15 protein-coding genes are annotated in these 13875 nt (G+C 72.2%); 4 read left to right on the plus strand and 11 right to left on the minus strand.

Translation table 11 applies throughout. The features are described from left to right. Window positions 1–76 precede the first annotated feature (76 nt). The gene (locus BLW84_RS01195) at window positions 77–1255 is read left to right on the plus strand and encodes a serine hydrolase domain-containing protein (protein ID WP_177226201.1); all 1179 of its coding nucleotides are present in this window, start codon (window positions 77–79) and stop codon (window positions 1253–1255) included. Window positions 1256–1259: 4 nt separating this feature from the next. Here BLW84_RS01195 and BLW84_RS01200 read toward each other — a convergent pair whose 3' ends face one another. Genes BLW84_RS01200 through BLW84_RS01250 form a run of 11 tightly spaced genes read right to left on the minus strand, consistent with a single transcriptional unit; the run spans window position 1260 to window position 10936 of the window. Further along, window positions 1260–2963: a polyketide synthase gene (locus BLW84_RS01200; RefSeq protein ID WP_143060831.1), complete on the minus strand. Its 1704-nt coding sequence runs from the start codon at window positions 2961–2963 to the stop codon at window positions 1260–1262. A gap of 11 nt (window positions 2964–2974) precedes the next feature. After that, window positions 2975–3763, minus strand: a complete 789-nt coding sequence (locus BLW84_RS01205) for a polyketide synthase (RefSeq protein ID WP_177226202.1) — start codon at window positions 3761–3763, stop codon at window positions 2975–2977. Next, window positions 3760–4491, minus strand: coding sequence for an enoyl-CoA hydratase/isomerase family protein (locus BLW84_RS01210; RefSeq protein ID WP_177226203.1), 732 nt, complete (start codon window positions 4489–4491; stop codon window positions 3760–3762). The genes BLW84_RS01205 and BLW84_RS01210 overlap by 4 nt, the downstream gene beginning before the upstream one ends. Beyond that, window positions 4488–5717 (minus strand): hydroxymethylglutaryl-CoA synthase family protein, encoded by a 1230-nt coding sequence (locus BLW84_RS01215; RefSeq protein WP_093260285.1) that lies wholly within the window; start codon window positions 5715–5717, stop codon window positions 4488–4490. The genes BLW84_RS01210 and BLW84_RS01215 overlap by 4 nt, the downstream gene beginning before the upstream one ends. Further along, the gene (locus tag BLW84_RS01220; RefSeq protein ID WP_093260287.1) at window positions 5717–5953 is read right to left on the minus strand and encodes a phosphopantetheine-binding protein; all 237 of its coding nucleotides are present in this window, start codon (window positions 5951–5953) and stop codon (window positions 5717–5719) included. Before BLW84_RS01220 ends, BLW84_RS01215 begins: the two co-directional genes overlap by 1 nt. After that, window positions 5950–6825 (minus strand): LnmK family bifunctional acyltransferase/decarboxylase, encoded by an 876-nt coding sequence (locus tag BLW84_RS01225; RefSeq protein ID WP_218157175.1) that lies wholly within the window; start codon window positions 6823–6825, stop codon window positions 5950–5952. The genes BLW84_RS01220 and BLW84_RS01225 overlap by 4 nt, the downstream gene beginning before the upstream one ends. An 8-nt stretch (window positions 6826–6833) precedes the next feature. Next, window positions 6834–7094 (minus strand): acyl carrier protein, encoded by a 261-nt coding sequence (locus BLW84_RS49785; RefSeq protein WP_218157176.1) that lies wholly within the window; start codon window positions 7092–7094, stop codon window positions 6834–6836. 11 nt (window positions 7095–7105) lie between these two features. After that, window positions 7106–8314 (minus strand): ketosynthase chain-length factor, encoded by a 1209-nt coding sequence (locus tag BLW84_RS01235; protein WP_093260293.1) that lies wholly within the window; start codon window positions 8312–8314, stop codon window positions 7106–7108. Continuing rightward, window positions 8311–9591, minus strand: a complete 1281-nt coding sequence (locus tag BLW84_RS01240) for a beta-ketoacyl-[acyl-carrier-protein] synthase family protein (RefSeq protein WP_093260295.1) — start codon at window positions 9589–9591, stop codon at window positions 8311–8313. The genes BLW84_RS01235 and BLW84_RS01240 overlap by 4 nt, the downstream gene beginning before the upstream one ends. Next, window positions 9588–9824, minus strand: coding sequence for an acyl carrier protein (locus BLW84_RS01245; protein ID WP_093260297.1), 237 nt, complete (start codon window positions 9822–9824; stop codon window positions 9588–9590). The genes BLW84_RS01240 and BLW84_RS01245 overlap by 4 nt, the downstream gene beginning before the upstream one ends. Window positions 9825–9829: 5 nt before the next feature. Then, window positions 9830–10936 (minus strand): ketoacyl-ACP synthase III family protein, encoded by a 1107-nt coding sequence (locus BLW84_RS01250; protein WP_093260299.1) that lies wholly within the window; start codon window positions 10934–10936, stop codon window positions 9830–9832. A 113-nt stretch (window positions 10937–11049) separates the two neighbouring features. Between BLW84_RS01250 and BLW84_RS01255 the strand changes: the two genes are divergently transcribed. Genes BLW84_RS01255 through BLW84_RS01265 form a run of 3 tightly spaced genes read left to right on the plus strand, consistent with a single transcriptional unit; the run spans window position 11050 to window position 13857 of the window. Next, window positions 11050–11787 carry an SDR family NAD(P)-dependent oxidoreductase gene (locus BLW84_RS01255; RefSeq protein WP_093260301.1) on the plus strand — a complete coding sequence of 246 codons (738 nt, stop codon included), beginning with the start codon at window positions 11050–11052 and terminating at the stop codon, window positions 11785–11787. A gap of 26 nt (window positions 11788–11813) precedes the next feature. Continuing rightward, window positions 11814–12857, plus strand: a complete 1044-nt coding sequence (locus BLW84_RS01260; RefSeq protein ID WP_093260303.1) for an LLM class flavin-dependent oxidoreductase — start codon at window positions 11814–11816, stop codon at window positions 12855–12857. A gap of 52 nt (window positions 12858–12909) precedes the next feature. Beyond that, window positions 12910–13857: an aromatase/cyclase gene (locus BLW84_RS01265; protein WP_093260521.1), complete on the plus strand. Its 948-nt coding sequence runs from the start codon at window positions 12910–12912 to the stop codon at window positions 13855–13857. The last annotated feature ends 18 nt before the right edge of the window (window positions 13858–13875 follow it).

Here is a 13875-nt window from a genome sequence, read left to right on the forward strand (position 1 = left end):
GTGGTTTAGCCGTCCCGCGCAGGCTGGGTGCGGTGCCGGACGGGCCGGCGCGGCCTGCGCACTGGAGGTTGGGTCAGTGATCGAGTTCCCGCACGGCGGGTGGACCGAGGACGCTTTCGCCGGGGTGGCGCGAGCTTTCCGGGAGAACTTCGCGATCGGCGCGGAGGTGGGCGCCGGGGTCTGCGTCTACCACCGCGGCCGGCCGGTGGTGGATCTGTGGGGCGGCTACGCCGACGCGGAGCGCACCGATCCGTGGCGGCCGGACACCTTGGGCGTGCTGGCGTCGCCGACCAAGGCCATGGTCGCCGCCGCGGCGCTGGTGCTGGTCGAGCGCGGGCTGCTGGAGCTCGACGCGCCGATCGCCGAGCACTGGCCCGAATTCGCCGCCGAGGGCAAGGGCGGGATCACGCTCCGCATGGTGCTCGCCCAGCGCTCCGGCGTGGTGTGCCTCGACCACGACCCGATCACCGCCGACCACCTGCGCGCGCACTCCCCCATCGCCGATGCGCTCGCGGCGGCGCGCCCGGAATGGGAGCCGGGCACCGCGCACGGCTACCACGCGACCACCTTCGGACACCTGATCAGCGAGCTGGTGCGGCGGCGCACCGGCCGCACCGTCGGCCGGTTCTTCGCCGAGGAGATCGCGGCACGGCTCGGCCTGGACTGCCACATCGGCCTGCCCGACCCGGAGTCCGCGCACCTGGCGACCATGGTGGAGTCCAAGGCCGAGGAGCTGATGGCGGGCGCCGACCCCGGCGACGAGCTGGCCATGCTGGTCGCGCTCGGCGACCCGGGATCGCTGACCTTCCGCGCGGTGATCGGCAGCATGTCGCTGGACACCGCGCCCGACCCGGTGCTGGAGAACCCGTCCTACGACGGCTTGGCCAGCGCGCAATCGCTGGCCCGCCTGTACGCCGCGTTCATCGGCGAGGTGGGCGGCTACCGCCTGATCCGCCCCGAGACGCTCGCCGAAACCCGCCGGGTGCACTCCACCGGCACCTGCCTGGTCACCCTGCTGCCGAGCGCCTGGGGCCTGGGTTTCCAGCTGGCGGGCGGCCCGATCTTCCCGGCGTCGGCCGGGCTCGGCACGGCCTTCGGCCTGGCCGGGGCGAACGGCAACTTCACCTTCGCCGACCCGGAGCACGACCTGGCGTTCGCCTACGTGCAGAACGGCGGGGCCCGCGAGATCGGCGACATGGACGACCGCGCCCGCCGGCTCACCGAGGCCACCTACCAGAGCCTCGGCTCCCGGTGACCCGTCACCAGGTCACCGGGGCCGGTGGCGTCCTGTCGTACCAGTGGGAGCGGCGGCGCAGCGGCGAGCCCGGGAGGTGACTCCTGGGCGGCCGGTCGCCGCCCCAGCGGCTCGCCCAGTCCACCGCTTCGCCGCGCAGCCACGCCTGTGCCAGCCCGGATTCCGGGATCCCGGCGGGCTTTCCGGCGGCCACTTCGGACAGTGCCGAGCGCAGTTCGCCGGGCGCCGCGGCCGCGATCACCGCGCGGGCCCGGTGGTCGTGGCGACCCGTCTGCAACGTCCAGGCGAGGCTCGGCAGGCCGGGTGCCGTCGACGCGTCGAGCTCGGCGAGCAGGCCGCCCGCGAACTCCGCCAGGCAGTCCTCGTCCTGGCCGGACAGCGGGAACAAGTGCGGCTCGGGTGCCTGCTCCTCCTGGTGCGGCGGTGTCGTCGGTTCTTCCAGCAGCACGTGGGAAACGGCGCCGCCGAGGCCGAAGGAGTTGATCCCGGCCAGGCGAGGCGCTTGCCCGGCGGGCCACGGCACGTCGCCCACCGCGATCGCCACGTTCGTGCCCTCGATCGGCAGTCGCGGGTCCGCCTCGGTCAGGCCCGCGATCCGCGGAATCCGGCCGTGCCGCAGCACGAGCGCGGCCTTGACCACGCCCATCAGGCCCGCCGCCGCTTCGAGGTGGCCGATGCTGGCCTTGATCGAACCGACCCACACCTTGCCGTCCGGCCCCGCTCCCTCCGTCGCGCCGGAATCGGCCAGCGCCCGGGCGAGCGCGGCGACCTCGACCGCGTCCCCGCTGGGCGTTCCCGAGCCGTGCGCTTCGAGATAGCCCAGCTCGCCCACCGAACGACCGGCGGCCGCCGCGGTCCGGCTCAGCAGCCGCACCTGCGATTCGACGTCGGTGCCGGTCAGCCCGCCGCCCCGGCCGTTGTGCGCGGTGCCGACCGCGCGGATGACCGCGTGCACCGGGTCGCCGTCGGCCAGCGCGTCGTCCAGGCGCTTGAGCAGCACGCAAGCTCCACCTTCGCCGCGCACGTAGCCGTCGCGGTCGGGGCCGAAGGGCACCGAATCACCGGTCGGCGACAGCGCGCCGCCACGGTAGGCGGTGTTGGCGTAGAACCCGTTGCTGATCACGCTCGCCGTGCCGACCAGCGCCATCGGGTACTCGCCCTGCTGGAGCCCCTGCACCGCGATGCCGAGCGCGGAAAGGCTCGACGAGCACGCCGAGTCGATCACCATGCTCGGGCCGGTCCAGCCGAACTGGTAAGAGACCCGGTTGGCGCTGAACGCCGTCATGCCGCCCGGGAACGCCGCACCGTCGGCGAGGCCGTGCGCGTTGATCCGCTCCCGGTAGTCGGACAGGAACGTGCCGACGAACACGCCGATCGGCTCCCCGTCGAGCGCGTCCGGGTCGAGCCCCGCGTTCTCCACGGCGTGCCAGGCCAGTTCCAGCATCATCCGGTGCTGCGGATCCATCCAGGCCGCCATCCGCGGCGCGATGCCGAAGAAGCGCGCGTCGAATGTGTCGATGCGCTCCAGCAGCGACGCCGTGGGCGGGTTCGGCAGGTCCACGCCCGGTTCGAGGCCGTGCCAGCGGTCCTCCGGCACCGGGGCGAAGCGTCGCCGGCCCCGGCTGAGCATGTCCCACAGCTCGGCGAGGGTATCGACGCCTGCCGCTCGCGCGGACATGCCGATGATCGCGATCGGATCGTTGGTCATCGGGAACAACCTCAGCTCTCGTCCGTGAACCTGGTGCGGCCGCTGCGGGCCGCGAGCCGCTCGCCGTGCAAGCCCCGGATCCGGCGGCGCGCCTCGGCGCTGCCGATCGTCGCCTCGTGGTCCGGGATCTCCCGCGCCAGCGCGGTTTCCGCCGCTGCACGCGCCTGCTCGCGCAACTGCGCCTTGAGCAGCTCGACGGCCTCGCGCGGCGCCTGGGCGATCCGCAGCGCGAGCCGCTGCGCCTCGGCATCGACTTCGTCGTGCGCCGCCACCCGCACGCCGGCACCGCGCGCGGCGAGCTCGCCACCCCGGTAGCTCTGGCCCGCGTACAACATCTCCGTGCCCAGCGCCTGGCCCAGCTTGGCCGGCAGCAGGTGGGTTGCGCCCAGCACCGGGGTGAACCCGAAGGTCAGGAAGTTCGCCGCGTACCGGGAACGTTCGCTGAGCACCGTGACATCGCAGTAGAGCGCGAGCAGGAAACCGCCGCCCAGCGCGTGGCCCCGCGCGGCGGCGACCACCGGGACCGGGCAGTCGATCACCGCGCTCAGGAACTCCCACATCGCGACGATCCGCTGCTCGCGCGTGCCGAGCATCTGCTCCGCGGACGCGCCCGCGCAGAAGATGTCGGGCAGCCCGGCCAGCACGACGGCCCGCACCGCCGGATCGGCGGCCACCTCCCGCAGCGCGGCGATGACCTCGGCGCGCAGCTCGACCGAGAGCCGGTTGCGCCCGGCCGGATCGGCCAGGCGGATCGTGGCCACCGGCGCCGCCACGTCGTCGACCACAACTGCCGTGTTCACGGGATCAACCCCTGGTTCCGCAATCCGGCGATCCGCTGGTGGACCTGGGCATCCGCCAGCCGATGGCCTAGGGCTTCCACGACGAGTTCTTCCGGCGGCAGCGCGGGGAAGAGTTCCGCGTAGTACGACTTGAGCGCCGCCAGCGCCCCCGGGTCTGCCGCGCGCAGCCGGCGCAGGACGCGGCGCAGCTCGTCCTCGCCGCCGGTCGCGTCGGCCAGGCCGAGCCCGACCGCTTCCGCGCCGGGCACCTCGCGCGCGGTCAACGCCAGCCCGTAGGCGCGGTGTGCGCCGATCCGCCTGGCCACCACCGGCAGGATCGTCGCCGGAAGCAGTCCCAGCAGCACCTCGGTCATCCGGAACTCGGCTCGCGGCCCGGCGATGACCTGGTCGCAGGCCGCCGCCAAACCCACCCCGCCGCCCAGCGCCGCCCCGTCCACGAGCGCGACCGTCACCAGGGGCGACGCGGTGAGCCTGGCCAGCAGCTCGCCGACCGCCTCGATCCGCGGGCGCCAGACGCTCTCCAGCTCGTCGAGCGCCATCCCGGCGCAGAACGCGTCCCCGGCGGCGTCCAGCACGAGCACCTGCGCGCCCTGCGTGGCCTCGGCCTCGGTCAGCGCGGCGGAAAGCTGCGCGAGCAGCGGCTCGTCGAGGCGGTTTCCGGTGCCGGGGCTGGAAAGCGTCACGCGGACGACCGGCGGCCGCGAGGCGTCCACGGACACCGCGTTCACCGCCACTCGTAGCTCCGGTGGTAGTTCTCGATGCCGGTCAGCACCAGGACCTGGCCGTGCGCCCGCGATGGTTCGGCGTACTCGTCCCATGTGGACAGATCGGTGCGCAGGTGCTGCCGGGGCAGCAGGCATTCGCGGGCCCACGGCAGCAACTTCTCGTACTCCGCGAACGAAATCTCCTGGCGGCTGCGCACGCGGTCCGCAATGCCCGCGGCCGCCAGCTCCCGGCTCGCACCGGGCTGGACGACGCCGCTGAAGAACTCGCTGGCGCAGCCGGAGCCGTAGGAATACAGGCCGACCCTGGTGCCCTCCGCCGAGGCGTTGTCGATCAGGCTCGCCAACGCCAGGTAGATCGAGCCCGAACACAGGTTGCCCACCGTGCGCGGGTAGACCAGGGACGGGGCGATGCGGCGGGCGAAATCCGCCTCGATCGCCTTCGGCGGGCCCGGGGCCACCTCGCGCATCAGCTTGCGGTGCGCCGCCTTCACCATTCCCGGGAACGGCGTGTGCATCACCAGGTGGTCGAAGGTGGTGGCGAAGTCCGCGCCCGGCGCGAGCCGGCGGTAGTCGGCGTAGCTGCCCGAGAGGCACTCCAGGTAGCTCAGCAGGGAGAGGTCGGCGTCGACGTAGTCGAAGTCCGGCGCGGGCCGCGCGGTGTCCATCGTCTCGAAGCTGTGCAGCCCGTTGCGGCCCGCGTCCAGCGCCAGCACCCGCGGATCGGCCGAGAGCAGCACCGCGACGGCGCCGTTGCCCATCGTCGGTTCGGCGTACTTCGCGCGCTCGTCCATCGGGCTGATGTCGGTGGCGACGACCAGCGCCCGGGCCTGCGGATTCGCCGATCCGGCGAGGTATCCGGCCGCCAGCTGCAGCATTCCCGTCGCGCCGTAGCAGGCCTGCTTGACCTCCATGATCCGGCAGCGCCGCGACAGGCCGAGGTAGCGGTGCGCGTAGGAGGCGATCGACTTGCTGAAGTCCACACCGGACTCGGTGGAGGTGACCAGCAGCTCGATGTCCTCCGCCGCGTCCCCGAGCGCGTCCACCAGCGGCTTGGCCGCGTTGACCGCGTTGGTGACCGGGTCCTCCCACGGCAGCAGCACCGAGCGGTGTTCGAGCCCGAGGTTGCCGATCCGGTCGGTGTCCAGGCCTCGTCCTTCGAACAACTCCCGCACCGGGAGCCGCGCGAACCCGCAGTAGGCGTTGAGGCCGTCGATGCCGGCGTGCGCCATCAGCTGTTCCCCCTGCTCAGGTGCTCGATCAGGGCCCCGATGTCCGGGATGTGCGCGAAGTTCGAGATCGGCTCCGCCCGCTCCAGCCGGTGCAGCAGCAGGCTGATGATCTCCACCCGGTCCACCGAATCCGCGCCGAGATCGCGGAGGCTCTTGTCGCGGGTGATCTCGGCGGCGGGCAGGTCGGGCAGGATCTCGACGATCGCCGCCCGCACCGCCTGCTCGACTTGGTTCATGCTTCCTCCACGAGAAGGCTGATCGCGGCCACCGCGAGCAGCCGGCCGGACTCGATCTCCCGGACCGCGACGTCGGCGACCTCCGCGCCGCCCCCGGAGTCGTCCCGCCACAACCGGATCGCGATGCGCAGCCGGGAGTCGAGGTCGGCGTTGCCGAAGTAGCCGAGCTTGTGGTCCAGCACCCGGCGGGCGAGGAACTGCCGGTCGTCGCGGCCCATCCGCCGCCACAGCCGCAGCAGCGCGGTGTCGATGATGGAGAAGTAGGACGCGAAGTACACGAGCCCGACCCCGTTGAAGTCGTGCACGACGTCGAGTTCGTAGGTCGTGTCGAACGTTTCGGCCAGGGTGTGGCCGGGCACGCCCGACGGGTGGAAGGTGCCGTTCTTCCGCGCCTGGGAAGCGATTCCGCGCGGCGAGTACTGCGGCGGCAACTGGGGCAGGTGCTCGTGCCGGAAGTCCGGCGGCGCGGAGCGCACGAGCTCCTCGTTGCTGTCCGGCCGCGAACGCGATATCCAGCGGTTGAAGTTCTGCACGTAGATGCCGTCCGGCCGGGGGTTCTCGTAGAACTCGACCGGATCGATCTCGTCGTCCGATGTGGACAGCCGGTGCAGCGTCAGCACCGACTCACCACCGAAGTCGAACACCCGCGAGGACACCGTCAGCTCGTCGCCGAAGGTGAGGCCGTGCGGGTGCCGCTCCGCGCTGCCCCGCACGTGGAAGTAGTAGAACGACAGGTAGGCCGGGTGGCCGTCGGCGGTGCGCGCGTCGTAGACGTTGGTCCCGCAGTCGGCCGCGACGGCCTCCCAGGTCCAGTCCCCGAGCTGCGCGAAGATCGACGAGCTGCCGCCGCACATGTGCGGCGTGATCGTCACCTGGCGAATCATGCCGCCTCGGCCGCGCGTTCGCGGACGTAGTCGGCGAGCTTGTTCAGCGTCGGGTGGTCGAAGACCGCGTCGACGACCTCGCTGAGCCCGTACTTGGCGTTGATGACCGAGACCAGCTCTACGCCCAGCACCGAGTCCAGGCCGAGGTCCTGGAACGTCGCGTCGTCCTCGACCTCGGCGACCTCCACGTAGAGGACCTCCGCCAGGTGCGAGCGCAGCTCGTCCCGAATGGTGGCTGCATCCAGCGAAACGGGCACTTCCCTCTCCTTCACTTGCGAATGACGATGGCCGAGTTGTAACCGCCGTTGCCCCGCGCGAGCACGAGCGCGGTCCGCAGCGGGACCGCCCGCGGCTCGCCGAGCACGAGGTCGATCCGGTACTCCGGCGGCACGTCCGCGGTGTGCGCGGTGGCCGGGATGACGCCGTCCCGCAGCGCCAGCAGGGCGCACGCCAGGTCGAGCGGGCCGCCGCCCGCGTAGAGCCTGCCGACCAGCGCCTTGGGTGCGCTGACCGGAACCGCGTGCGGGCCGAACACCTCGGTGATGGCGGCGGCCTCGGCCCGGTCGAGCTCGGGGATCCCGGCAGCGTCGGCGAAGACCACGTCGACCTCGCCGGGCTCTAGCCCCGCGTCCGCCAGGGCGCGACGGATGGCACGCGCCAGGGCCGGCGGCCGCCCGGATTCCGGCTTCGGGTCGAACGTCGCCGCGTGACCGGCCAACCGCCCGTACACCTGGGGCGCCCCGCGTTCGCGGGCCGACCGCTCGTCCTCCAGGACCAGGTACGCCCCGCCCTCGCCCGGCACGTAGCCGGAGGCCGCGGCGTCGAACGGCAGGAAGGCCCGGCGCGGATCGGGCGTGGTGCTGATCCGGCCGGTGGCCAGGTGGGAAACCCAGCCCCACGGGTCGTAGGACGATTCGACGCCGCCCGTGATCGAAAGCCGGACGCCGTCACGGACGACCCGACGCGCGTGCGCCACCGCGTCCAGCCCGCCGGCCTGCTCGGCGACCACCACGCTGCCCGGGCCGCGCATCCCGTGCCGGATGGAGATCTGCCCGGTGTTGGCCGCGTTGAACCACGCGAAGGACTCGTACACGCTGACGTGCTCCGGCCCCTTGGTCCACAGCTTCTGGATCTCCCGGTGGGTGAACTCGAAGCCGCCCGTGGCGTTGGAGCTGATCACGCCCAGTTCCTTGTCCGCGAAGGACTTCGGGTCCGCCTCGGCGTCGGCCAGCGCCTGATCGGCCGCGACCAGCGCGAGCCGGGTGACCCGGTCGGTCTGCGGCAGCAGGCGGCTGGACAGGAACTGCTCGGGCTTGAAGTCCCGGATCTGCCCGGCGAGCCGGGACGGGTAGCGCGTCGCGTCGAACCGCTCCAGCTCGGCGATGCCACTGCGCTGCTCCAGCGTCGCCGACCAGAACTCCGCCGCGCTCATCCCGTTGGGCGCCACCACGCCCAGTCCGGTGAAAACCGCTGTCATGACTGGACTCCTCGCCACTTCCGCAGCACCATCGCGCTCTGGTAGCCGCCGAAGCCGCTGCCCACCGTGAGTGCGGCACCGACCTCGTGGTCCCGGGCGACCAGCGGCACGTAGTCGAGGTCGCACTCCGGGTCCTTCTCGTGCAAGTTCGCCGTCGGCGGCACCACACCGTGCTCGATCGCCAACGCGCACGCTGCGATCTCGATCGAGCCGATCGCGCCCAGCGAGTGCCCGATCATCGACTTGATGGAACTCACCGGGGTCCGGTAGGCGTGCTCGCCGAGCGCCCGCTTGAAAGCCGCCGTCTCGTGCCGGTCGTTCTGCTTGGTGCCCGAGCCGTGCGCGTTGACGTAGTCGATGTCCGTGGTCGGCATCCGCGCCTCGTCCAACGCCGCGCCGATCGCCTCGGCCATCTCCCGGCCGTCCACCCGCAGCCCGGTCATGTGGTAGGCGTTGCAGCGCGTCGCGTATCCGCCGATCTCGGCGTAGATCCGCGCGCCGCGCTTGCGCGCGTGCTCGTACTCCTCGACGACGAACATGGCGGCGCCTTCGGCGAGCACGAACCCGTTGCGGGTGCGGTCGAACGGCCGTGCCGCGTGCTCCGGGTCGTCGTTGCGCGGCGTCGTCGCCTTGATCGCGTCGAAGCACGCCGCGGCCAGCGGGGACACCGCGGCCTCGGTCGCCCCGGTCAGCATCACGTCCGCGCTGCCCTCCGCGATGAGCTGGTGGGCGTAGCCGACCGCGTCGATGCCCGACGTGCAGCCGGTGGACAGCAACCCGACCGGGCCCTCCGCCCCGACCTCCCAGGCGAGCTCGGTCGCGATGGTCGTCGGCGTGAGGTGGTTGAACAGGTGCGGCGACGCGTATTCGTGGTCCACCAACCAGTTCCGCCCGGTGTCGGAGAGCACCAGGTACTCCTGCTCCAGGCTGGTGGCCGCGCCGACCGCGCTGCCGACGCTCACGCCGAGGCCGCCCGGATCCACCGCGCCGAGCTCGAGCCCGCTGTCGTCGACGGCCTCGCGCGCGCACACGATCGCGAACTGGGTGACCCGGTCCATCCGGCGCAGCTGCCGGTGGGTCAATCCGTGCTCGGCCGGGTCGAAGTCGCATTCGCCCGCGACCTGGGAGCGGAAGGAACTCGCGTCGAAAGCGGTGATTCGCCGGGTCGCGGTGCGGCCGGCGGTGAGCAGGTCCCAGAACTCCTTGGTGTTGCCCCCACCCGGGGCCACCACCCCGATCCCGGTGATCACCGCGCGTCGTTCGCCTTGTGCGCTCATGCCGACTTGGCAACCAGATCGAGCAGTAGCCGGGGCGTCTCGACGACCGCGATCTCCTCGTCGGAGATCTCGATGCCGAACTCCTGCTTGATCCGGCTCGCGGTCTCCATCAGCGCCAGCGAGTCGTAGCCGAGGTCGGCGAACGGCGTGTCACGAATGTCGCCGTGCAGATCGACGTTCTCGTCCGCACCGGCGCATTCCGTGAGAATTCTCCGGAGATCGTCGATGGTCATGTGGCTCAGCCCTCCAGTTCCGTGCGCTGTGCACGATCGACTTTGCGTTCCCGCGCTACAGACCCGCTCGAGCTCCGGTGGTGCTCCTGCGGTCGCCATTGCGGCGCCTCGACGATCTCCAGGACCGCCGCGGACCACGTGAACCCGCCGCCGACGCCGAGCAGCGCCACCAACTGCCCCGGCCGCGCCCGGCCGCTCTCCACCAGGTGCGCGACGCCGGCGAACTGGTCGCCCGCACCGAGGTGCCCCACGCCGCGGCTCCACGACCACAGCGACCGGTCCGGGTCGATGCCGAAGCGGCGGAAGTAGTTGACGTCCAGCCGCCGCCGCCCGAAGTGCGGCAGCACGAACCAGTCGACGTCGGCCAGCGCCGCCCCGGCCTCGTCGAGCGCGCGCCGCACCGATTCGGTGTGCCGCTCGGCCATCAGCACCACCGACCGCTGCCCGGCCGGGCTGCGCAGGAACGCCCTGGTCGTCTCGTCGATGCTGATCGGCGTTCGGGCCGACAGCGGCGCCGGGCCGAACGGGTCGTCGCCGCGGTGCATCCGCTCCAGTCCCGGTTCTCCCACCGACACCAGCGAACGCAGCCGGGCGAAACCGGAATCCCGCGCCAGCACCGCCGCGGTCGCGCCGTCGGCGAACACCGTGCCCGGATCCGACCGCCACCGGTCGACGCCCGGTGCGCAGAACCGGTCCGCCGTGGTCAGCAGCGCCGCGCGGCCGCCCGTCGCGGTGAGGTGCGCGGCGGCGAGTTCGAGCGATGCCATGCCGCCGTTGGAGGTCTGCCGCAGCTCGATCGCCGGGCACCGGGTGCCGACCGCCTCGTGCTGCACGTAGGACGCGGGCGCCCACATGTCGTGACCCTGGTGGTACGAGCAGGCGTGCAGGACCAGCGCGATCTCGTCGGGCTCGCAGCCGGAACGCACCAACGCCTCCGCTGCGGCGGCCACCGCCATGTCCGGCGGGGCTTCCTCGGCCACGGTGACACCGGTGACCTGCGCCCGCCGCACCGCCTCGGCCTCCACCAGTCCGCGCTCGACCGCTTCCGCCGCGGGCATCGCCGGCGGCAGCCAGCTCGCGCAGGCGCGCAAATAGATGTCGTCCCAACGCATTCGCGAAGCCTGACCGCACACTGTGGAACCCGGCTGGAGCCCCGCTCTAGCAGATCTCGAACAGCGCGCGCCAGCCTCGCCCAGGCAAGCGGAGCCCACATTGGAGGATCGTGGTGAGCGAGGAACGAGTCGCGCTGGTAACCGGATCGTCGTCCGGCATCGGCGCCGAGGTGGCCAGGAGGCTCGCGGCCGACGACATGCGGGTCGTGATCAACTCGGCGCGATCGGTCGAGGCCGGCGAGGAACTGGCCGCCGCCCTGCCCGGCGCGGTGTACCTGCGGGCCGACATCGCGCAGCAGGACGAGGCCCGGCAGCTGGTGGACGCGACCGTCGAGCGCTTCGGCCGGCTGGACGTCCTGGTCAACAACGCCGGGACGTCGCGCCCGATCCCGCACCACGACCTGGAAGCCGCGGATCTCGTGGTGTGGCGGGAGATCTTCGGCGTCAACGTGTTCGGCACCTGGCAGACCACGGTCGCCGCGATGCCGGCGCTGCGCGAGAGCGGCAACGGCGTGGTCGTCAACATCTCCTCGATCGCGGGCAGCCGTCCCGCGGGCAGCTCGATCCCCTACGCGGTCAGCAAGGCCGCGATCGAGCACATGACCCGGCTGCTGGCCAAGGCCGTCGGCCCGGACGTCCGGGTCAACGCCGTCGCCCCCGGGCTGATCGAGACGCCGTGGATCCAGGGCAAGGACTTCTTCAAGCCCATCGTCGAACAGGTCCGGGACACCACGCCGCTGCGCCGCGTCGGCCGGCCCGACGACGTCGCCGAGGCCGTGCACTCCCTCATCGACTCGACCTACACCACCGGCCAGGTGCTGCTCGTCGACGGCGGCGCACACCTGCTCTGAACCACCGACGACGAAAGGGGAAAGCCATGCGCCTCGGCGCGAACCTCGTCTACCAGGGCGCCGGGAAACTGGCGCAGGAAGCCGAACGGCTCGGCTACGACCTCGTGCTCGCCGCCGAGGGCTACCGGGCCGACGCACCCAGCGTGCTCGGGCTGGTCGCCGGCCAGACCGAACGCATCGGCCTGGCCTCCGGGATCATGCAGATCCCGGCCCGGCCGCCGGGCACCGCCGCGCTCACCGCGGCCACGCTCGACTCGCTCAGCGGCGGCCGGTTCCGGCTCGGCCTAGGCGTGTCCAACCCGCACGTCTCGGACGGCTGGTACGGCGTCCGGTTCGACAACCCGCTCGCCCGCACCCGCGAGTACGTGGAGATCGTGCGCAAGGCCATGCAGGGCGGGCCGGTGCGCTACGCGGGCGACCACTTCGCACTTCCCGCGTGGGGCAAGGAAGACGCGCCGCTGCACCTGTTCACCGAACGGCCGAGCACCCAGATCCCGCTGTACCTGGCCGGGGTCGGCCCGAAGAGCCTGCAACTGGCCGGGGAGCTCGCCGACGGCTGGCTGAGCGGGTTCACGACGCCGGAGCACGTCGCGAAGTCGATCGGCGAGATCCGCATCGGCCGCGACCGGGCGGGGCTGGACTTGGCCGGCTTCGAGGTCGTGCCGTTCGTGGCGATGCAGGTGGGCGAGGACGGCGCCGACATCGCGTCGGCCGCCGACGCGCTGCGCGGGCACTACCTGTTCCTGCTCGGCGTCGGCGACCCGGCGGACAACTTCTACTGCGGGCTCGCGCGGACCATGGGGTTCGAGCAGGAGATCGCCGAGTTCCGGGAGCGCCTGATGAGCGGCGACCGGCGGGGCGCCGCGGCGGCGATCCCGCTGGAGTTCATCGACCGCACCGCGCTGATCGGCCCGCTCGGCCGCATCGCCGAGCGGATGCAGGCCTTCGCCGAGGCCGGCGTGACGGTGCTCAGCATCATGGTGTCGGCCAACGACACCACGCTCGACGGGCGGCTGCACATCCTCCGGAAGGCCGCGGAGGCACTCGAAATGTCCGGTGTGGCCGGATGATTCGACGGTACCTTGAGGTCAGCTCAAGCGGGCTGCGGAAGTCTCGGTGACCATGACCGACACCGAGATCTCCGTCAACCACGTCGAGCACGAAACTCCGCTCGACGCACCGCCTGCCCGGGTGTACGACCTGATCGCGGACGTGACGCGCTGGCCGCTGATGTTCGCGCCCTGCGTGCACGCCGAGGTCCTCGACCACGGACCCGATTTCGACCGCATCCGGTTGTGGGCCCGGACCGGGGACTCGGTGCGCAGCTGGACCTCCCGCCGCCTGCTGGATTCGGCCGCGCCGCGGATCGACTTCGAGCAGGAGAACAGCAAGCCGCCGCTGGCGTCGATGGGCGGCAGCTGGCGGGTGGACGACGGCCGGCTGGTGCTCGCCCACCACTGGTCGCTCAGCGATCCCACGCCGGAAGCCGAGCGCTGGGCCGCCGATGCGCTGGACCAGAACAGCAACGCCGAGACCGCCGCGGTGCGGACCTGGGCGGAGTACGGCGCGGACTTCGACGGCCTGGTGTTCGCGTTCAGCGACGAGGTCTCGATCCCGGCGTCGGCGTCGGCGGTCTACGACTTCCTGCACCGGTCGGACCTGTGGCCGAGCAGGCTGCCGCACGTCACCGAGCTGGACCTGGAGACCGTCGAGGCCTCCGAGCTCACCGGTGGCGCGGAGGTCCAGACGATGGCGATGACCACCAAGGGGCACGACGGCAGCACCCACACCACGCGCTCGATCCGGCTGTGCTTCCCGCACGAACGCATCCTGTACAAGCAGACCGCCGTGCCGCGCCCGCTGCAGGCGCACTGCGGCGAGTGGCTGATCAGCCCGGTCGAGAGCGGTGTCCGCGTGGTGGCCCGCCACCAGGTCGCGCTCGCCCCGGACGAGATCGAGGACTACTTCGGCGCGGGCACCACGATCCTGCAGGCCCGCACGAAGGTGCGCGAGCTGTTGCGGCGCAACAGCCTGACGACGCTGGAGCGGGCCCGGGAGCACCTCGCCTGATTTCGCGGCGACCGAGAG

Source organism: Saccharopolyspora shandongensis, assembly GCF_900106995.1.
In the GTDB taxonomy this organism is placed as follows: Bacteria; Actinomycetota; Actinomycetes; order Mycobacteriales; family Pseudonocardiaceae; genus Saccharopolyspora; species Saccharopolyspora shandongensis.